We start from the raw sequence: 18484 nt of genomic DNA on the forward strand, positions 1-18484 counted from the left end.
CTTGTGAACTTTGTCACACACTCTGCTTTTTTCACAAAACATTCACACAGAGCAGCAGGAAGGATTTTCAAACGATATGGGGACGCCCGGCGTCATCAAAAAAAACCGGTTCTGTTTAGGAACCGGGTTCGGCGTTTTCATCCCGTGATGTATGCAGATACCGCAAAAACAACTGATAGGAACAGAAGACATTTTGCTGAAGCATCGCCAAAAAGTTCATTTGCAGCCGCGGATGGTAAGACATCATTTGCTTAAATACGGAATATGGAATATGGAGTACCAGAATATCCGGTGAGGCATTGACTGAGATAAAAGGCGATAAAGAGAGCCCGCCTTTTTCATCAATCGGAAACACATCGCCTTTTTCCCACAGCGCAACGGTTTGCGACCCTTCAGGGAGCCTGCTGTCCGTAAAACGGATATTGCCTTTTAATACAATATAAACGGATTGTGAATGAAGAAAGGATGGAGATTGGTCAGATGAGCCGCGGATAAACGTCCCGTTTTTCAGCAAGGTTTCGACAATGGACAGAGGCACTTCATTAAACATAGGAAGTTGTTTCAGAAATAATAAATAGTCACACTGATTCATAGGAAAGCCTCCTGTGCTAAGGATAGCTTTAGTGTAGCCCGATTGAGCCCGCGCGGCAGTGATGTATTTCACAGCTTGTATGATAAAAGTCACTTATCAGGAGAGTGTTTGTACTTATAATGAAATAAAAAGGAGGGTTCCGATGAAGGCGATGATTCCGAAGCAGCACGGCGCATGGGCGATGCTGCTGATTCCATTTTTACTCGGCATGATCAAGGGAGGCCCGGTTTTCTGGCATATTCCGCTCTTTCTGGGCTGGCTGTTCCTTTACTTGACGGTTTATCCCGTTTCGCTCGCTTTGAAAAAGAAACAGCTTCAGCCCTATCAAAAGTGGATATGGTATTACGGTTTTCCGGCCTGCTGCTTTTTGATCATCTCTGTCTATCATAAGCCGCAGCTCGTCTGGATCGGCGTTTTTTTATTGCCGCTGTTTCTCATACATACACATTATGCCCGCCGAAAAAACGAACGGGCGCTCACGAATGATATTGCGGGTGTTCTGTTCTTTTGTTCAGGCGGGCTTGCGAGCTGCTGGCTGGGAACGGGAACCCTTGACGGCTGGGCCTGGTTTCTATTCTTGCAATCCGCTTTATTTTTTGTCGGGAGTTCTTTTTATGTGAAATCGGTCATACGGGAGAGAAAAAACAGAACCTTTGCATACTGGTCGTGGGGATATCACCTCTTGCTCCCCTTTTTATCGGCTCTTCTCGGGGCAGGCTGGGCGTTTCTCGCTTTTATCCCAAGCAGTCTGCGGGCCTGGTTTTTTCACGGAAGAGACTGGCCGGTGAAAACGATCGGCATTCTGGAAATCATAAATGCCGGCTTCTTTTTCGCCGTCATGTGTATATGTATCACAAGCTGAAAAACAAGGACACCGGCTGCCCTTGTTTTTTTCAGTCAATATTGCAGATCTCAAGCGGACAATTTTCACACTCGATCTCGCATCGTAAATAGTCCCGCTTGTGCAAAATAATTTTTCCGGTTTCGTCTATCGAAATAACCCCTTGTTTGCGGAGGTCTCCCAGCATGCGGTTGACGCTCTCCCTTGCCGCCGCGCAAAACTTGGCCAAATCCTGATTTGTCAGCACAATGTTAATCAGAATCCCGTCGCTTCGTTCCACCCCGTAGCTGTTTGATAAGCGGATAAGGGTGGAATAGAGCGCCCCTTTTTTGCCGTGAAGAAGCAGGTCCCTGATCTTGGACTGGATTTTTCGAAGATGGGTGCTCATCCATTTCATAAATTCAAACGTCAAAACACCGTTTTGGATCAATTCCTTTTCCAGCTTGTTTTTATTAATGACGAGCACCTCGCCATCCTCTAACACTTTCGCACTGAGCATATATCTCGGCTCATCTGTGAATAGCGTCAATTCCCCGACAATATCGTTTTTTTGGCAGATTCTAAGCGTCAGGTCTTTTCCGTCAGACGTCAGCTTGCCGATTTCAATGAGTCCTGATTGAATCAGATAAAGCTCTTTTGCATCCATTCCTTCTTGAAACAAATAAGTGTGTTTTTTCATTTTCCTTTTCGTACTGATCGATTCCAGCAATTCATGCAGTTCGCGGGAAAGAAGTTCTTTATCAGATTTTCGGACAGAGAGAATATTCATGAGCTCACCTCGAAGAAAGTCACGTTGCGTATGTATATTGTAACGTGACTTGATTTGCACTCACCCAGAAAAAACTAACAATCTTGTGAATGGATCATTATGAATTGAGGCTCTGACTGTTTCTCTCCGTATGTGTTTTCATTCTTTCCTGCCAATACATCCAGATCACAAGGACAAAGCTGGCTAACGCTACCTCTGAAAGCGCCATAAACCCGATCGCGTATTGGCCTGTTGCCTGAAATACACTTGCCAGAATCAGCGGAGGGAAAAAACCGCCCAGTCCGCCCATAGCTGACACAATTCCGTTGGCAATCCCCGCTTGCTTCGAAAAATAGAAAGGCACCAGTTTAAATACCGTCCCGTTTCCAATCCCTGAGCAGACTGCCACCGTCAGCGATCCAAACGCATAAAGGCCGATCGTCGGGGAGAATGACAGCATGACCCCTGACAGCGTAAGCCCTGCGAAAACGAACATCAGAATGCGGAGCGGGCTCAGTTTATCTGCAAGAAACCCTCCCACAGGCCTGAGCAGCGTAGAGACCGCAATAAAGCCGGCCGTCCGCAGACCGGCGTCCGCAGGGCTCAGCCCAAAATGCTCAACCAAAAAATTCGGAAGATAGATGGTAAAGGCGACAAAGGCGCCGAACGTAATAAAATAAAACAGGCTCAACATCCACAGCACATGATTTCGGTAAACGGCTTTCATTTGTGTCTTTATGGAAACTTTGACTTTCTTCTCATGCCGGTCGCCGAACAAAACGTGCAGTAATGCGAAAACAGCCAGCAAAACAAGATACATCTGCACGGTTGCTTTCCATCCCGCGGCTTGAGCGATAACCGGCGCCGCAAAGGTAGTAACGGCGGTCCCGATGTTTCCGGCACCGTAAATCCCATTGACGACACCGTGCTTTTCTTTCGGATAATATTTCGGGAGGGACGTCACTCCGATGGAGAATACCGCTCCCCCGATCCCTAAGAAAAAGCCGCCCGCGATTAAATCAAATAAAGAATCCGCGATACTGATCCAAAATACAGGAAACAAAAGCAGGATGAAGCTGATCATAAACATCAGCCGCGCGCCATACCTGTTCGTTAAATATCCTAAAGGAATACGGAGAAGCGATCCGAGAATAACGGGAATCGCCGTCACCAATGAAATTTCGCCTTTGCTTAAATGAATATCTGATGTCATTTGAGAAATGAGCGATGAAATCAGCACCCACACCATAAACCCTGCCACTAAGCTTAATGACTGCAACGATAATTGAATATGTTGACGATTGATCATTCGGCTTGCCCCTTTCACTGATTCAATATCAGTCTTATCATACAAAAACTCAGTGTGCGGGATTGTGAATTACATCACACGCTTTATATACAAAAAAAGAACAAAGCCCGAAGACTTTGTCCTTTGATCATCATTACATTTTTTCCGGAGCGGATACGCCGATCAGCTGAAGCGCATTGTTCAGCGTAATTTGCGTCGCTTTCATTAAAGCGAGACGCGCGCGGCTCTTCTCTTTATTTTCCCGATCGATGACTTTCTCCGCATTGTAGAAGCTGTGCAGAGCGGAAGCCAGATCATAAATATAGTTTGTGACACGGTGAGGAATGCGTTTTTCCGCCGCTTCTGCCACTGCCTCAGGGAAGCCGCCGATCGTTTTCAGCAGGTCATATTCTTTTTCTGATTGAATATGGCTGAAATCAAGATCTGCCGCCGGTTTAAGTCCCTGCTCCTCCCCTTGGCGAAGCATGCTGCAAATACGTGCATGTGCGTATTGTGCATAATACACAGGGTTTTCGTTAGATGTGGATACGGCAAGATCCAAGTCAAAATCCATGTGCGTATCAGCGCTGCGCATCGCGAAGAAATAACGCACGGCATCCAAGCCGACTTCTTCAATCAAGTCGCGCATCGTTACGGCTTTCCCCGTACGTTTGCTCATCTTCATTTTTTCGCCGTTTTTGTATAAATGAACGAGCTGAATGATCTCAACTTCCAATGTGCCTTTCTTGTAACCGAGCGCTTCAATCGCCGCTTTCATACGCGGAATATACCCGTGGTGATCCGCGCCCCATACATTGATGAGCTTGTCGAATCCGCGGTCAAGTTTGTCTTTATGGTATGCGATATCCGGCAGCAAATAAGTGTATGAGCCGTCTTTTTTGATCAGCACACGGTCTTTATCGTCGCCGAACGTTGTGGAGCGGAACCATGTCGCGCCGTCCTCTTCGTATACATGGCCCTTTTCGCGAAGCGCCTCAAGCGCCTGATCAATTTTTCCGTTTTCGTACAGTGACGTTTCAGAATACCATACGTCAAACGGTACGCGGAAATTTTCCAGATCGGAGCGAAGTTTATCAAGCTCGTACTTTAAGCCGTATTCACGGAAAAACGCCTGACGTTCGCTCTCCTCTTCATGTACGAAACGGTCGCCGAAATCTTCGGCAAGCTTTTTCCCGATGGCGATAATATCCTCACCGCGGTAGCCGTCTTCCGGCATCGGTTTCTCGAGACCGAGCGCTTCAAAATAACGGACTTCAACGGAAAGCGCCAGGTTGTTAATCTGGTTGCCCGCATCATTAATATAGTACTCGCGGCTCACATCATAGCCCGCTTTAGAAAGAACGCTGCACAGCGCGTCACCTACCGCCGCGCCGCGCGCATGGCCTAAGTGAAGATCTCCCGTCGGGTTGGCTGATACGAATTCGACCTGAATCTTTTCGCCTTGTCCGATGTTTGTCTCTCCGTAATGTTCACCCGCTTCAAGCACGGACGGAATCAGTTTTGTTAAGTAGCTGTTGTTCATGTAAAAGTTGATAAAGCCAGGTCCCGCAATATCCATCTTTTCAATGGAAGCTTTGCCTTTATCAAATGACGCCACGATCTCCTCAGCGATTTGGCGCGGCGCTTTTTTTGCGATTCTCGCCAGCTGCATCGCCATGTTTGTGGAATAATCACCGTGTGTTTTTTCTTTCGGCGTTTCTAACAGTACGCTTGGAATCTGGCTTTCTTCCGCCAGGCCCGCTTTCAGAACGGCCGCTTTGATCTCTTCCTTCAGCACGTCCTTCATCTGTTCCGCAATATTCATGCCTTTGTTTCCTCCTTATATTGGATCGTCATGTTATGTACATGTTCTTGGTTTTCGCCTACAGTCATGTTATATGTCATTTTGACGGAGCCTTCCGAACCGCCGACATCAGCTTGTATGTTTTTTGTTTCCGTACGGAGCTCCATTTGTCCGAACGGCAGTTTATATTGAGTGAGTGTCGATGCCCCCGGAATGAACCGCTGTTTCATTTGGATGGCGCCCGATCTCATCACGAGAATCTCTTTTTCTGTAATCTTGACGACCGTTTTAATCTTGCCCAAATCATGCTCTTCGTGATAGGAAAGATACGTTTTGCCGTTTCTCACGTAATAGAATCCACTCGATGTAAATTCAACCGACTCTTCTTCTGAGCCGTTGTGTATGAATGATTGCACATGAATGGCTACTGGTGTCTCCTGTCTCATGCTGACACTTCCTTTTCATCATCCCGCTTAACCTGAATAGTATAAGTTTTCAAGGGAAAAAGTTCAACCGCTTCCTCCTATCTTACCATCTTTGCTGATTGGTTTTGAAGATAAACATGATTTTTAAGGAAAATGAAAAAACCGGAAATCCCGGGCTGCGGGAAAAATGCGGTTCCTTCGGCGGACGGCTTTGTCAAAGGGGAAAAGTTTGCGGTATTTTTGCGCTATCCTTCCGAATGAAAATGATAAAATATGTCATATACATAACGTGGAAGGGAGGGATTCGGAATAGTGGCGAGTGTTTTATCGTCTTCAGCGGTTGGAGAAAAAATCAACGAATGGTATATGTACATTCGAAGGTTCAGCATCCCGGACGCCGAGTACTTGCGGAGAGAAATCAAAGAAGAACTTGCAGGTCTGGAAGATGATCAGGATCTTCATCTATACTATTCTCTCATGGAATTCCGCCACAATCTGATGCTCGAATACCTCGAACCGCTGGAATCGCAGCGGATAGAAGAACAGCCGAGACTATCGGAGCTGCTCGCGGATATTGATAAAAAGCAGGCCCGGCTGACCGGACGGCTTGATTATTATTTTAATTTTTTCCGGGGGATGTATGAGCTGGAATGCCGTGAATATCTTTCAGCGATTCAGTTTTTTAAGAAAGCTGAATATAAGCTTGATTTTGTCAAAGATTGTATCGAGAAAGCTGAATTTTATTTTAAGATGTCAGAGTCCTACTATTATATGAAGCAGACTTATTTTTCTATGGATTATGCCCGGCAGGCTTATAAAATTTATCATAAGCAGGAGGCATATAATATAAGGGTGCTTCAGTGCCATTCATTGTTCGCTACCAACTTTCTTGACTTAAAGCAATATGATGAAGCAATTCAGCATTTTAAAAAAGCTTATGCCATGGCAGAGGCAGAACAGCAGCCTCAATTAATGGGCCGGACTCTATATAATATCGGACTTTGTTTTAACAGCCAAGAAAATTACAAACCAGCCATTGACTACATAAAACGGGCAATAGCTGTTTTTGAAGATGGGAACATCATCACTTCTCTCCCGCAAGCCTATTTCTTAATCACACAAATACATTATAAAATCGGAAATATGGCCATAGCCAGACAATATCATGACAAAGGGGTATCTTATGCAGAGGAGGCAGAAGATTCCCTATATATAGTCGAGTATGAATTTTTAGAATCTTTATATGTCGGTGAGCCTGATGAAGAAGCAATCATGGAATGTTTTGACTTTCTCAGAGATAAATTGATGTATGCTGATCTTGAAGATTTTGCCTTAGATGTGGCAAAATATTATCATGAAAGAGAAAATTTCGAGAAGGCTTCCGCATATTTTTTAAAGGTGGAAGAAACAAGACAGCAGATTCAAGGAGGTGTGAAGTTGTATGAAATTGAAGTATAAATTAGCACTTACTTGCTTAGCGATAGGCACTATTTTTGTTTCAGCCGACATTGCAAGTGCACCGGAACATCAATTTGAAGTTGCTCAGCGCGGAATGATTTAAATAATGATTACTTTTAGGCTTGCAGGTTAAACTGCAAGCCGTTTTTTATATTAACAACTAATTTGCAAAAACAAAAAGTATCCCTTAAAATTCAAATATGTAAAAAGTATTTGACACATATACATATATTATTTAAAATAAATATATATAAATTTGAAAATTTAAAATAAAAACAAAAATATTTAAGGAGGGTTTTAGTGGATAACAATATAAAAAAACTTAGAACAGCAGCTGATATTTCACAAAATGATCTGGCTAAGCTCTGCAATGTGACCAGACAAACCATCAATGCAATTGAAAATAATAAATATGACCCGACTTTAAGTCTGGCTTTTTCGATAGCTCACGCATTAAATACGGGAATAGATAAAGTATTCAACTATAACGCCAAAAAAAATTAAGGGAGCGGTTCTTATGAAGAAAATGGATGAGATGCAAAAACACCAATCGGGTATAGCCGCCAGAATAGCATTTAGTTTTTATACTGTCGCTTTACTGATATGGTCATTAATAGATTATTTTAAAAACGGAAATACAGGATGGCAATTTCCAATACTTTTAATAGGCTGCGCGCTCTATTTATGGATTCAAGTTTATCATAATCGAAAAACAAGGTAACAATTCCAATACACTTCCGGAGGATTATACAGCAATGTACGAATATAAGTTCATAAAAGTAGAAGTAAACCGGTGGAAAGGAAAGCCTAAAGAAGACTATAAAGAAATTATTGAAAAGTATTCGCAGCAAGGATGGAAGCTGGTTCAAATATTTGCTCCTCCTATTTCAGGTTATGGGGCAGCCGATTATTTTGATATTATTCTTGAAAAAAAAGTATAAATGTTTCAGTACAAAGAAAGCCGGATCATACATATGGTCCGGCTTTCTTTGTACTGAAATAAGCCAGCAGATACCTTAACGGATTTCACCTCTTAACTATTTTTTTCGGAAATCCGCAATTCAAATAGCTTCCAATATATTTTATTATTTAACTTGCTGGGGATATTGAAAAAATTGGAGGAAAAAATGAGTCTACTTTTAAAAACACAAAATAGTAAAGCGATTTTTACATTAGTAGCATCAGGAATCATTGTTCTCGCTCTTTTCAGTATAAAACATAATCATTTAAGCATGGATGTCATCGATATTTTAAACAGAGCTGGAATAATAGCTCCTAGTTGGATTGTCAGTGCTATCACCGCAACGGGTTCAGTCCTGGCTATCATTACTGTTTTAGGATCTCTTGGTGCAGGCTTGCCATTAGCCGTTTTAGAACAATTGGCTGCAGCAAGTACAGCAGCAGCTTAACATAAAACATTAAATTCAATATCCCTGGCAGTCCCTTAAACGAATGGATGAAAATACTTTGTTTAAAAAGAACGTTTTAGTCAAATTGTACATACTCTGTCTGATCTTATTTTTAATTGCTTTATTTACAGCTTATTTTTATACAGATCCCGCTTCAAATGTAAATAATCTAAATCGAAATATCCGTCCGGATTTTTTTCAGATTTTCTTTAATAATATTAAAGTAGCGAGTCTGCTTGTTTTTTTAGGCCCGTTGACGCTGTCACTTGGCACGATTGCAGTTTTAATTATTAATGGATTAATTTTAGGAAATGCCATAGGAAACATCAAAGACAATTTAAACCTTTTACTGCTTGTTATACCCCATGGAATAATTGAAGTCCCGGTATTGCTTCTTGCAGCCTCTGTAGGAATGAAATTAACTTTGGATTTATTACTCCTCAAAATAAATTTAAAATTCACTTTTAAATATATTGGTATTATATTTCTCGGTTTAATTATAGCAGCTATGTTAGAAACATTTATTACACCTATCTTTATAAAAGGAGTCTCTTAGGATTATGCAAATTGAATTATCGTCATTTAAGGACCGAAACATTAATTTTTTGTCCTCATTTTTGTTTTATATTATCGGGCTAGCTTTTTATTTAAGTTCCCTATTACCTTTTATGAAAAGTTTAATTCCCAAAAACATCCCTATACAAGTTGTTGAGCAAGTAAAACATTTAGATTATATCATTGCAATAGCCGCACTGTTTCTTTTAATGTTCGGGGTGATTTTTGAAGGATTTGTATTATTTCTCATTATAAATTTTCTTGGCGCTCAAATTAAGATCAAAACTTTTTATTCCCTATTTATGTTTTCTAACATCCCGGTCGCAATTAAGTTTTTACTTATATCATTCAAAAATATTTTCGCAGAACATCCAAACACTAGTTTATTTTTCACAAGTAATCATTTGATTTTTTCTATCTTTGATTTGTTCAATATTGCATACTTATTTCTTTTGTTTATTCTTCTGAAATGGAGAACAAATTTGAACTACCTGACAATCTCAGTTTTTATTTTTACGGCATTCCTGTATAGAATGTTTTTTTAGCATATATAAATAAACCCCCTCAATAGGGGTTTTTCTTTCATATCGTTCACTGTATACAATTCCTTTTATATGCTTCCGAAACAATACCGACTCTAGTACTCACATTCCACTTTTTACAGAGACCGGCTATGATATATTCGACATTACGCTGCGAGTAGTTTAATGACTTAGCGATCTCTTTATTAGGTTTTTCAGCAATTATCAGTTTAATTACAGAAATTTCAATCTTTTTTAATTCCAATTCATTTTCTACTGCTGTTTTCATTCTAACTTCCTTTCTAAAGATGTATTTACTAAATAATACCCTATTAGATAATTTTTATCAATGATATCAATTATTAATGGTAAAATAACTAACTTCTAAGTAGTTTATATACAATAAAAATCCCCCGCGTGTTTCAAGCGGGGGAAATTCTTTTATTTCACAAACCCAAGCAGCATTTCACGAATCATCTTGCTTGCCGTGTTTGCGGTTTGTTCTGAGTGGTCATAGACCGGCGCGACTTCTACGAGGTCAGCGCCTTTTACGTTGACTTCTGAGCGTGCGATTTCATGGATGGACGCGAGCAATTCTTTAGACGTGATGCCTCCTGCGTCAACCGTGCCCGTTCCCGGCGCATGAGCGGGGTCAAGCACGTCGATATCGATCGTGACATAAACAGGGCGTCCCGCAAGCTGCGGCAGCACTTTTTTCAGCGGCTCAAGCACTTCAAACTTTGAAATGTGCATGCCGTTTTCTTTCGCCCATTCAAATTCTTCCTTCATTCCGGAACGGATGCCGAATGAAAATACGTTTTGCGGCCCGATGAGCTCGGCCGCTTTGCGGATCGGAGTAGAGTGGGAAAGCGGTTCGCCTTCATAATCCGTGCGCAGGTCGGTGTGCGCGTCAAAATGAATGATGGCAAGGTCCGGAAATTTCTTATACATGGCTTTTATGACAGGCCATGATACAAGGTGCTCCCCTCCCATGCCGAGCGGGAACTTTCCTTTTTCTAAAATGCTGTCCACGTATTCTTCAATCATATCAAGGCTTCTTTGCGGATTGCCGAACGGAAGCGGAATGTCGCCGGCATCAAAGAAATTCAAATCAGCCAAGTCACGGTCGAGATACGGGCTGTATTCTTCAAGACCGATTGACACCTCGCGGATTCTCCCCGGGCCGAAACGCGAACCCGGACGGTAGCTGACCGTCCAATCCATCGGCATGCCGTAAAGGATGGCGTCCGCCTCTTTCCAGTCGGGGCGGCTTGCGATAAATACTTTTCCTGAATATGCTTCATCAAACCTCATGATAAAACCCTCGCTTTCCTGTAAAAAAGCGCAAGATTCGCTCCTGCGCCGTACGTTTTTATTTGATTAAGTCGCTCACAAATTTCGGAAGAACAAATGCCGCTTTGTGAAGCTCTTTCGTGTAATATTTCGTGTCGATGTCAAAGAAACGGCTGTCCTCCACTTCAAGCGGATCGTACTTTTTAGAACCGATCGTAAATGTCCACAGGCCGCTCGGGTACGTCGGGATATTAGCTGTATACAGACGGGTGATCGGGAAGATTTCTTTCACGTCACGCTGTACGTTTGTAATCAGCTCCGGTGTAAACCACGGGTTGTCCGTCTGCGCGACGAAGATGCCGTCTTCTTTTAACGCCTTGGAAATTCCGGCATAGAAGCCTTTTGAGAACAGATTGACGGCCGGTCCGACCGGTTCTGTTGAATCAACCATGATGACGTCATACTCATTCTCTGATTTCGCGATGTGCATGAAACCGTCATCGACTCTCACGTCGACGCGCGGATCATCAAGCTTGCCCGCAATGGACGGAAGGAATTTTTTAGAGTATTCAATAACCTTGCCGTCAATGTCGACAAGCGTCGCTTTTTTTACGCTTGGGTGCTTCAGAATCTCTCTGATGACACCGCCGTCTCCGCCGCCGACAACGAGGACGTTTTCCGGATTCGGGTGCGTAAATAACGGGACGTGCGCAACCATTTCATGATAGACGAATTCGTCTTTTTCAGAAGTCATGACCATTCCGTCTAAGAACAGCATGTTGCCGAATTCTTCTGTCTCCACCATTTCCAGATGCTGAAATTCCGTCTGTTCCGTATGTAATGTTTGTTTCACCTTTAATGTAATGCCGAAATTCTTCGTCTGCTTCTCCGTATACCAAAGCTCGCTCAATTGTCATCTCCCTTTCAAGGCTTATTTCATTTATTGTAAGCGTCTGTATCGCTTTTATTCCGGTTAAAATCTCATTTTCACCTAAGGAAAAAGTATAGAGGATGGAGGGGAAAAAGTAAAGAAGTGTCCGGTTTGATATGTTTAAAAAACCCCCTTTTTTCACATAATAATAGAATCATGAAAAAGGGGGTTCCCAAAAGTGGATAAAGTATCTGGAAAACAGCTCAGAATCACGTTCAAAATCATCCGCGCCTGCATCTTTCTGACACTGATCGGCGGAATGCTGGCCGGCGTCTGCTTCACATCCATTCTTCTTGCAGCGAAATGGCAGGGCGCCCCCTCCGTCCGGGTTCCTCAGTCTACGATTCTTTATGCAAATGACGGCTCAAAGCTAGGTGAGACCGATTTCGGGGAAAAGCGCTACTGGGTCCGGTTAAAAGATATCAATCCGATAGCGGTGCAGGCCGCCATTGCGGTGGAGGATCAAAACTTTTACAATCACCACGGTTTTGATTACCGGCGGATGGCTGCCGCCGCGCTGGCTGACATAAAGGCAATGGCCAAGGTTCAGGGCGCAAGCACCATCACCCAGCAATACGCGAGAAATCTCTACCTTGAGCATGATAAGACATGGAAACGAAAATGGAACGAAGCATTTTACACGATCCGCCTTGAACAGAACTATTCTAAAAACGAGATTTTAGAAGGTTATGTAAATACGATATATTACGGCCACGGTGCATACGGAATTGAAGCCGCCTCCCGCCTGTATTTCGGCAAACACGCCAAAGATCTGAACGATGCGGAAGCCGTGCTTTTGGCGGGCATACCGAAAGGCCCGTCCGGCTATTCGCCATATGTCAGCGAAAAGAAGGCCAAACAGCGCCAGGAAACCATTCTCCGACTGATGATCGGCCAAAAAATGATCTCAAAAGAAAAGGCGGAAAGGCTTAAGAAAACGCCGCTTGCCTATCAGCCGCTGAAAAACAGAACCGTGGCGAAAACGGCGCCTTATTTTTACGATGATGCGATGAAAGAACTCGAGAAAAAGCTCGGCATGACGCGCGAACAGCTGGCAACGAGCGGATTGCGTGTTTATACGACGCTTGATAAGCGCATGCAGCGGATTGCGGAAAACACTGTGGCACATACGATCCGTACCGGCTCTGACATTCAGGTCGGCTTTTCCGCGATTGATCCGGCAACAGGACGCGTGCTTGCGCTTCTCGGCGGACGTGACTACGAAAAAAGCCCGTTTGACCGGGCGACACAGGCGAAACGGCAGCCTGCTTCCACGATCAAGCCGCTTTTGTACTACAAAGCGATTCAAAGCGGCTTTACACCGGTCACGCTGATGAAAAGCGAAGCCACAGAGTTCCAGATTGACGACAACGGAGATACTTATTCTCCAAGCAATTACAACGGCTACTACGCCAATAAACCGATTACGCTGCTTCAGGCGCTTGCGTTATCAGACAACATTTATGCCGTGAAGACCCATCTCTTTCTCGGCATGAATAAGCTCGTGTCGGCGGCAAAGGAATTCGGCATCAGCGAACATTTAAAGCCCCTTCCGTCTCTGGCGCTCGGAACTGAACCCGTGCGCCCGATTGAGATGGTTAATGCCTACGCGATGCTCGCAAACGGGGGAAAACAAATCACCCCTTCCTTTATCACAAAAGTGACGGATACCGCCGGCAATGTCTTGTATGAACAGCCGCGCGGACATCAGCAGACGCTTGATAAAAAAGCCGCTTTTGTGACGGCGAGCATGATGACGGGCATGTTTGATCAGGATTTAAACGGCTATACTTCCGTCACGGGACGCACCATTTCTGACCGGCTGACCCGAACCTATGGCGGTAAATCAGGCACGACGAGCGCAGACAGCTGGATGATCGGCTTTAACCCGGCTCTTGCCGCCGGTGTATGGACAGGCTATGACAAAAGCAGCACGATTGATTCAGTAGAAGAAAAAAGCTATGCGAAGACGATTTGGGCGGACTTTATGGAGAAGGCGCTCGAAGGAGAACCGGAAATAGCGCTTAAACCGCCGAAGGGCGTCACGGGCGTCTATATCGATCCCGCTTCCGGCTACACTTCGGGACCCGGCTGCGCCGCAAAGCATTATACGTATTTCATCGCAGGCACTGAGCCCGCGGATGTGTGCTACGGACCGGAACCTTCTAAAAAAGAAAAGGAACACGCCCCCGCCCGCAAAGAAGCTCCGCGCAAAAAGTGGTGGGACAAGTGGCTCGGCAAAAAAGACTGAGCCCGGTGCATTGCGCGCCGGGCTTTAATCCGCGTCTTCCTCAAGCACCCATGGGAGCAAGAGTGAAAAGTCGAGATGGATAATAGGGTCAGGAAAACCCTTCGGTATAAAAAATGTTGTACTCGGCAATGAAAACGAAAAGCGGATATCTCCCGCCCTCTCGATATGAAACTTCGGCCAGCCTTCCCTAAGCCTGCCGACAATCGGATAGCTGCCCGCATAGTGATGCAGGCCGTTTTCCTTTCCATGCTCCCCCAAGTCGTGACAGACAGCCGGACGAATCCCAAACTGCGTAAACAATCTTGTTATCTCGGCGGGAAGGAGATTCACCGCCTCGGAAAAGTTCCGGCAGCTCCCGCAATCGCAAGGATCAGGCCATGATTTTTCGTATTGTTTTCTCGTTTCCGCCGCATCTGCTTCAATGACCCATGGCCCGATTTCAAAGACGGTGAACATGATGAAACCTCCGCGTAAACATGAAAAACCCCGAGTCTTGGTTCGGCTCGGGACTTTCCATGTCCTGATTCTGTATCATCAGTTTACTCAGTACAATCGCATAATAGTGCAAATATTTATAAAGTTCACAAAAAGTTCACAAATTATTTTTCTTCCGGAAGCAGACCTGTTTTCAATTCATCGGATGAACGTTCCCAGAGCCCTTGGTCATGCTTCTGCAGAAATTCAGCAAGCACCCGCTTTGAGCTGGCGTCCATTTTGTCCACGATAATGCAGCGCTTCATTGATTTATCCATTAAATTCACATGCTCCGGCAATGACTTATAGCCTCTGCGGATACTTCTGTCCACGGTCATTTCACAAGCCGTCACACCCGCGTAATAAGGGCCTTCTTCTTTTCTGTCGATGGTGACCCACACGAGCCAGTACGGTTTTCCGTTCGGCACTTCATCTTTGTTCGGCAGGAATTTGATGCCTTTTTCAACGACACTGCGGGCATGCATGGCGCCGATGTCAACGAAGGCTTCCTTCTCTTCCACATCGACAAATACCGGAGAAATATTGTCAAGGCTCAGCGCCCCGACGCCAAAACCGCCATGTCCGTCGGTCGGATCACTTTTAATAATATTAAATCCGATTGTTTTCTTCTTTTTTTCTTCCATGAAAATACCCTCCTACAAAAGCGGTTGAAATATAATGGCAAATACCTTGAGAATCCAGTCTCTCCCCTCGCTTAACAGCGGCCACACGACATAGGAGCCGACCGGTGTCACAAACAGCACGAGAAACACGATAATCCCGTAGCTCTCAAACTGAGTCATTTTGGCGCGCACCCGCGGCGGCACGAGATCCTCAATAATCCGGTAGCCGTCAAGCGGAGGAAGCGGCAGCAGGTTGAATAAACACAGCGCGAGATTCAGCTGAATCCAAATAGAGAAAAAGCGGTCAAGCCCCATGCTGAATGCAGAAAGCAGCTCCATTCCGTAAGCATGCATCAACACTAGCAAAAAGAAACCGATAAAGGCAAGAAGCAGGTTGCTTACAGGCCCGGCGACGGAAACCAGCACTCCCGCCAGCCGCGGTCTTTTAAAGGCGCGGCGGTTCACCGGCACCGGACGGGCCCAGCCGAAACCCGCGACCAAAATTAGAATCGTTCCGAAAACATCAAGATGTTTAATCGGATTGAGCGTTAATCTGCCCTGCCTCGCCGCGGTATCGTCTCCGAACCGATACGCGACATGCGCGTGCGCCAGTTCATGCATCGTAAATGCCACAATCAGCGTAATCACGACATAGGGCATAAGCTCCAGCGGATAATATAAAAATCTGTCCAAATGTAAAAATCCCCTTTTTTAAAAAATGCAAGATTGTCCTTCATTCAGTATACTATAAGTGACCTCTCTTCCAAAGTGAGGAAACGATAAAGGAGGATCAGCACCATGCCGCTCGTAACCGTTAAAATGCTTGAAGGCCGCACAGATGAACAAAAACGGAATCTGGTTGAAAAAGTGACAGAAGCCGTAAAAGAAACGACAGGCGCAGCCGAAGAAAAGATCATTGTCATGATTGAAGAAATGAGAAAGGATCATTACGCCGTCGCCGGCAAACGGATCAGCGATACGGAGTAATCCTTGATAATGGCCGGCGCTGCTATGTCAGGCCGGCTTATTTCATTACTTTTTCAACGAGGCTGAAAAAGGTATTCTTTTCTTCTTCTGTCAATGCTTCGAACAGCTCGTCAATGAGCATCTGCCGGTTTTCAATCATTTGCATGGCCGCCATTTTTCCCGATTCGGAAAGCGTCATCCATACCGTGCGCCGGTCTTCGTTATTTCTCGACCTTTCCACGAAACCCTCTTTTTCTAAATGATTCAGAGCGGTTGTCGTGGCTGAAGGCGATAATGTGACTTCCTGCAATATATCTTTAATCGTGCACGTGCCGTGCCGGTAAATAATCCTGAGAATAAATCCTCTGATATTGTTTATACTCTTCGGAATTGTCGCCTCATCAAGCTTTTTCGTGCTCTTTAAATATTTCGTGAGCGCGTAATCCAGTACATTTGCTTGTAATATATCGTGCTTCATGCAGAAACTCCCCATTTCAAGATGCATCCATCATCATTGTTTGTTTTTTATTACATTTTACTGATACCTTACGGAGAAAGTCAAAATTCCGGCCGGAAAGCCCACAACTTTTATCCTGCCCTATACAGACTATTATCTCCTGCTTTTTTACCCATCCCTTTTATGCAATGCTGGTTTTATAGACATGATTCAGGTAAAATCATTAAGGGTGACTGCGTTTGACGGAAAGGATAATCTGATCGGATGCGGCAGACAATATGACTGGAAAAGAAACGGAACAGACGGGGAAACAGAACACAGGATTGTCGATTACACAGAAGATGTGACACGGGTAAAAGCCAAAGAGGCCCTCTTGGCTTTTGCTTTTGGATGGAGGGATGCGTGTTGCGGAATATCCTACAAAAAAAAGACATCACCCAGCTGCTTGAACAAAGCAGAAACAGGCAGACTGCCAAAACGATGGGTGGATTTGATTTAACATTACTGGGCATCGGCGCCGTCATCGGGACGGGCGTCATGGTTCTTACAGGCATTACGGCCGCGAAAAACGCCGGGCCTTCCGTAATCTTTTCTTTTATCATTGCAGCCGTTGTCTGCAGCCTTGCAGCATTATGTTACGCCGAAATCGCTTCTGTTCTCCCGGTTTACGGAAGTGCCTATATTTACTCTTACACTACCATGGGAGAAATTGTCGGCCATTTAATGGGCTGGACGCTCTTATCCGTTTATATGGTGACGGCGTCGGCGGTGGCAAGCGGCTGGTCAAGTTATTTTAATAATCTGTTAGCCGAAATCGGCATGCCTTTGCCGGACAGTCTGCTGCACGTGCCGAGCCAGGGGGGCATCGTCAACCTTCCTGCCATCATCATTACTCTATTAATTGCCGTCGTTCTGTCACGCGGCTCTAAAGAGAGCAAAACCTTTAATAATATAATGGTTCTCGTAAAAATCGGAATTGTTTTGCTGTTTATCATCACAGGAAGCTTTTTTGTAAAGCCGGGCAATTGGCATCCTTTTATGCCTTTTGGAATCAAAGGCGTCATTACGGGGGCTTCTGCCGTCTTTTTTGCGTTTCTCGGATTTGACGCGATTTCCGCTTCGGCTGAAGAAGTCAAAAAACCGCAGCGCAACCTGCCGATCGGTATTATCGGTTCACTGGTGATCTGTACATTTGTATACGTCATCGTCTGTCTCGTCATGACGGGTATGGTTCCGTATTCACAGCTTAATGTGCCGGAAGCCATGTCTTATGTGCTGCAGTCTGTCGGACAAAACGCGGTGGCGGGCGTTATCGCTGCCGGTGCGGTGATCGGACTGATGGCCGTCGTTCTCGCCCATACCTATGCGGCGACCCGTATATCTTTTGCGATGGCAAGAGACGGAATGCTGCCGAAAGTCTTTACCATTGTCGGAAAGAAATCGGGAGCGCCGATCTTTAATACGTGGCTGATCGGACTGATCAGCGCATGCATCGCGGGTTTTGTTGATCTGAAAGAGCTGTCAGATCTCTCAAACATCGGCGCGCTATTGACATTTGCCATGGTCAGTCTGTCCGTGCTGATTCTGCGCCGCACCCATAAGGATCTGCCGCGGGGATTTAAAGTGCCTTTTGTACCCGTTCTGCCGATTTTGGCCATTATCTGCTGTTTGTTTTTAATGGTCAATCTGCCGCTGAAAACGTGGCTTTATTTTGCCGTCTGGCTGATCATCGGCGTCATCGTTTACTTTTTATATTCGTACAAGCACAGCAAATTGAGACAATAAACAAAACCAGGCCCGCTTTATCGCGGCCTGGTTTTTTCATCAAAAAAGACGAAAGCCATCGCC

Annotated in this window: 23 protein-coding genes; 11 read left to right on the top strand and 12 right to left on the bottom strand. The window is 44.7% G+C overall.

Features of this window, described 5'->3' with window-relative positions:
- Positions 1–115: 115 nt before the first annotated feature.
- The gene (locus tag NYE68_RS19860; RefSeq protein WP_007407629.1) at positions 116–592 is read right to left on the bottom strand and encodes a Crp/Fnr family transcriptional regulator; all 477 of its coding nucleotides are present in this window, start codon (positions 590–592) and stop codon (positions 116–118) included.
- A 142-nt stretch (positions 593–734) separates the two neighbouring features.
- Here NYE68_RS19860 and NYE68_RS19865 point away from each other — a divergent pair, with 142 nt between their 5' ends.
- Positions 735–1454: a YwiC-like family protein gene (locus tag NYE68_RS19865; protein ID WP_229040978.1), complete on the top strand. Its 720-nt coding sequence runs from the start codon at positions 735–737 to the stop codon at positions 1452–1454.
- A gap of 31 nt (positions 1455–1485) precedes the next feature.
- On the opposite strand, the gene NYE68_RS19870 is transcribed toward NYE68_RS19865, so the two are convergent.
- From NYE68_RS19870 to NYE68_RS19885, 4 genes are all read right to left on the bottom strand, one after another.
- The gene (locus NYE68_RS19870; protein WP_007407631.1) at positions 1486–2202 is read right to left on the bottom strand and encodes a Crp/Fnr family transcriptional regulator; all 717 of its coding nucleotides are present in this window, start codon (positions 2200–2202) and stop codon (positions 1486–1488) included.
- 97 nt (positions 2203–2299) lie between these two features.
- On the bottom strand, positions 2300–3490 hold the full coding sequence (gene narK / locus NYE68_RS19875) for a nitrate transporter NarK (RefSeq protein WP_007407632.1): 1191 nt from the start codon (positions 3488–3490) through the stop codon (positions 2300–2302).
- A gap of 133 nt (positions 3491–3623) precedes the next feature.
- The gene (argS, locus tag NYE68_RS19880) at positions 3624–5294 is read right to left on the bottom strand and encodes an arginine--tRNA ligase (RefSeq protein ID WP_324636321.1); all 1671 of its coding nucleotides are present in this window, start codon (positions 5292–5294) and stop codon (positions 3624–3626) included.
- Complete coding sequence (locus tag NYE68_RS19885; RefSeq protein WP_014419128.1) at positions 5291–5719, bottom strand: DUF1934 family protein; 429 nt, start codon at positions 5717–5719, stop codon at positions 5291–5293. Before NYE68_RS19885 ends, argS begins: the two co-directional genes overlap by 4 nt.
- Positions 5720–6010: 291 nt before the next feature.
- On the opposite strand from NYE68_RS19885, the gene NYE68_RS19890 reads away from it, so the two are divergent.
- From NYE68_RS19890 to NYE68_RS19920, 7 genes are all read left to right on the top strand, one after another.
- Positions 6011–7156: a tetratricopeptide repeat protein gene (locus NYE68_RS19890; protein ID WP_324636320.1), complete on the top strand. Its 1146-nt coding sequence runs from the start codon at positions 6011–6013 to the stop codon at positions 7154–7156.
- Positions 7140–7259 carry a PhrC/PhrF family phosphatase-inhibitory pheromone gene (locus NYE68_RS19895; protein ID WP_021494790.1) on the top strand — a complete coding sequence of 40 codons (120 nt, stop codon included), beginning with the start codon at positions 7140–7142 and terminating at the stop codon, positions 7257–7259. Before NYE68_RS19890 ends, NYE68_RS19895 begins: the two co-directional genes overlap by 17 nt.
- A gap of 197 nt (positions 7260–7456) precedes the next feature.
- Entirely contained in the window at positions 7457–7660 is a 204-nt protein-coding gene (locus NYE68_RS19900) for a helix-turn-helix transcriptional regulator (protein ID WP_003151064.1), read from the top strand.
- Between the two features lie 13 nt (positions 7661–7673).
- Complete coding sequence (locus NYE68_RS19905; protein ID WP_007407641.1) at positions 7674–7877, top strand: hypothetical protein; 204 nt, start codon at positions 7674–7676, stop codon at positions 7875–7877.
- Positions 7878–7911: 34 nt separating this feature from the next.
- The gene (locus NYE68_RS19910) at positions 7912–8097 is read left to right on the top strand and encodes a DUF4177 domain-containing protein (protein WP_007407642.1); all 186 of its coding nucleotides are present in this window, start codon (positions 7912–7914) and stop codon (positions 8095–8097) included.
- 186 nt (positions 8098–8283) lie between these two features.
- Positions 8284–8565 carry a hypothetical protein gene (locus NYE68_RS19915; protein WP_007407643.1) on the top strand — a complete coding sequence of 94 codons (282 nt, stop codon included), beginning with the start codon at positions 8284–8286 and terminating at the stop codon, positions 8563–8565.
- A gap of 43 nt (positions 8566–8608) precedes the next feature.
- Positions 8609–9121 (top strand): stage II sporulation protein M, encoded by a 513-nt coding sequence (locus NYE68_RS19920; RefSeq protein ID WP_007614439.1) that lies wholly within the window; start codon positions 8609–8611, stop codon positions 9119–9121.
- Positions 9122–9711: 590 nt separating this feature from the next.
- On the opposite strand, the gene NYE68_RS19925 is transcribed toward NYE68_RS19920, so the two are convergent.
- The 3 genes from NYE68_RS19925 to speE form a co-directional block, all read right to left on the bottom strand.
- Entirely contained in the window at positions 9712–9930 is a 219-nt protein-coding gene (locus NYE68_RS19925; RefSeq protein ID WP_003151056.1) for a LuxR C-terminal-related transcriptional regulator, read from the bottom strand.
- 152 nt (positions 9931–10082) lie between these two features.
- On the bottom strand, positions 10083–10955 hold the full coding sequence (gene speB / locus NYE68_RS19930) for an agmatinase (RefSeq protein WP_007614448.1): 873 nt from the start codon (positions 10953–10955) through the stop codon (positions 10083–10085).
- A 58-nt stretch (positions 10956–11013) separates the two neighbouring features.
- The gene (gene speE, locus NYE68_RS19935) at positions 11014–11844 is read right to left on the bottom strand and encodes a spermidine synthase (RefSeq protein WP_003151052.1); all 831 of its coding nucleotides are present in this window, start codon (positions 11842–11844) and stop codon (positions 11014–11016) included.
- Between the two features lie 199 nt (positions 11845–12043).
- Between speE and NYE68_RS19940 the strand changes: the two genes are divergently transcribed.
- Positions 12044–14116 carry a transglycosylase domain-containing protein gene (locus tag NYE68_RS19940; protein WP_280144702.1) on the top strand — a complete coding sequence of 691 codons (2073 nt, stop codon included), beginning with the start codon at positions 12044–12046 and terminating at the stop codon, positions 14114–14116.
- 24 nt (positions 14117–14140) lie between these two features.
- Here the strand turns inward: NYE68_RS19940 and NYE68_RS19945 are convergent, their stop codons facing one another.
- The 3 genes from NYE68_RS19945 to NYE68_RS19955 form a co-directional block, all read right to left on the bottom strand.
- Entirely contained in the window at positions 14141–14572 is a 432-nt protein-coding gene (locus NYE68_RS19945; protein WP_015418444.1) for a hypothetical protein, read from the bottom strand.
- A 143-nt stretch (positions 14573–14715) separates the two neighbouring features.
- Entirely contained in the window at positions 14716–15234 is a 519-nt protein-coding gene (locus NYE68_RS19950; RefSeq protein WP_053573956.1) for a YwhD family protein, read from the bottom strand.
- 12 nt (positions 15235–15246) lie between these two features.
- On the bottom strand, positions 15247–15906 hold the full coding sequence (locus NYE68_RS19955) for a site-2 protease family protein (protein ID WP_053573955.1): 660 nt from the start codon (positions 15904–15906) through the stop codon (positions 15247–15249).
- 105 nt (positions 15907–16011) lie between these two features.
- On the opposite strand from NYE68_RS19955, the gene NYE68_RS19960 reads away from it, so the two are divergent.
- Positions 16012–16200 (top strand): 2-hydroxymuconate tautomerase, encoded by a 189-nt coding sequence (locus NYE68_RS19960; RefSeq protein ID WP_003151042.1) that lies wholly within the window; start codon positions 16012–16014, stop codon positions 16198–16200.
- Positions 16201–16237: 37 nt separating this feature from the next.
- Here NYE68_RS19960 and NYE68_RS19965 read toward each other — a convergent pair whose 3' ends face one another.
- Positions 16238–16657: a MarR family transcriptional regulator gene (locus NYE68_RS19965; protein ID WP_012118692.1), complete on the bottom strand. Its 420-nt coding sequence runs from the start codon at positions 16655–16657 to the stop codon at positions 16238–16240.
- Positions 16658–17041: 384 nt separating this feature from the next.
- Here NYE68_RS19965 and NYE68_RS19970 point away from each other — a divergent pair, with 384 nt between their 5' ends.
- Positions 17042–18421 (top strand): amino acid permease, encoded by a 1380-nt coding sequence (locus NYE68_RS19970; protein WP_041482224.1) that lies wholly within the window; start codon positions 17042–17044, stop codon positions 18419–18421.
- Positions 18422–18484: the final 63 nt, after the last annotated feature.

It is taken from the genome of Bacillus sp. FSL R5-0447, assembly GCF_038606125.1.
GTDB classification, from domain to species: Bacteria; Bacillota; Bacilli; order Bacillales; family Bacillaceae; genus Bacillus; species Bacillus velezensis.

What these genes read in the sequence shown, in the direction of transcription:
- NYE68_RS19925 (WP_003151056.1), bottom strand. Translation starts at nt 9,930, where the DNA reads ATGAAAACAGCAGTAGAAAATGAATTGGAATTAAAAAAGATTGAAATT.
- NYE68_RS19910 (WP_007407642.1), top strand. Translation starts at nt 7,912, where the DNA reads ATGTACGAATATAAGTTCATAAAAGTAGAAGTAAACCGGTGGAAAGGA.
- NYE68_RS19895 (WP_021494790.1), top strand. Translation starts at nt 7,140, where the DNA reads ATGAAATTGAAGTATAAATTAGCACTTACTTGCTTAGCGATAGGCACT.
- NYE68_RS19915 (WP_007407643.1), top strand. Translation starts at nt 8,284, where the DNA reads ATGAGTCTACTTTTAAAAACACAAAATAGTAAAGCGATTTTTACATTA.
- NYE68_RS19920 (WP_007614439.1), top strand. Translation starts at nt 8,609, where the DNA reads ATGGATGAAAATACTTTGTTTAAAAAGAACGTTTTAGTCAAATTGTAC.
- NYE68_RS19950 (WP_053573956.1), bottom strand. Translation starts at nt 15,234, where the DNA reads ATGGAAGAAAAAAAGAAGAAAACAATCGGATTTAATATTATTAAAAGT.
- speB (WP_007614448.1), bottom strand. Translation starts at nt 10,955, where the DNA reads ATGAGGTTTGATGAAGCATATTCAGGAAAAGTATTTATCGCAAGCCGC.
- narK (WP_007407632.1), bottom strand. Translation starts at nt 3,490, where the DNA reads ATGATCAATCGTCAACATATTCAATTATCGTTGCAGTCATTAAGCTTA.
- NYE68_RS19885 (WP_014419128.1), bottom strand. Translation starts at nt 5,719, where the DNA reads ATGAGACAGGAGACACCAGTAGCCATTCATGTGCAATCATTCATACAC.
- NYE68_RS19870 (WP_007407631.1), bottom strand. Translation starts at nt 2,202, where the DNA reads ATGAATATTCTCTCTGTCCGAAAATCTGATAAAGAACTTCTTTCCCGC.
- NYE68_RS19960 (WP_003151042.1), top strand. Translation starts at nt 16,012, where the DNA reads ATGCCGCTCGTAACCGTTAAAATGCTTGAAGGCCGCACAGATGAACAA.
- NYE68_RS19965 (WP_012118692.1), bottom strand. Translation starts at nt 16,657, where the DNA reads ATGAAGCACGATATATTACAAGCAAATGTACTGGATTACGCGCTCACG.
- NYE68_RS19905 (WP_007407641.1), top strand. Translation starts at nt 7,674, where the DNA reads ATGAAGAAAATGGATGAGATGCAAAAACACCAATCGGGTATAGCCGCC.
- NYE68_RS19860 (WP_007407629.1), bottom strand. Translation starts at nt 592, where the DNA reads ATGAATCAGTGTGACTATTTATTATTTCTGAAACAACTTCCTATGTTT.
- argS (WP_324636321.1), bottom strand. Translation starts at nt 5,294, where the DNA reads ATGAATATTGCGGAACAGATGAAGGACGTGCTGAAGGAAGAGATCAAA.
- NYE68_RS19865 (WP_229040978.1), top strand. Translation starts at nt 735, where the DNA reads ATGAAGGCGATGATTCCGAAGCAGCACGGCGCATGGGCGATGCTGCTG.
- NYE68_RS19945 (WP_015418444.1), bottom strand. Translation starts at nt 14,572, where the DNA reads ATGTTCACCGTCTTTGAAATCGGGCCATGGGTCATTGAAGCAGATGCG.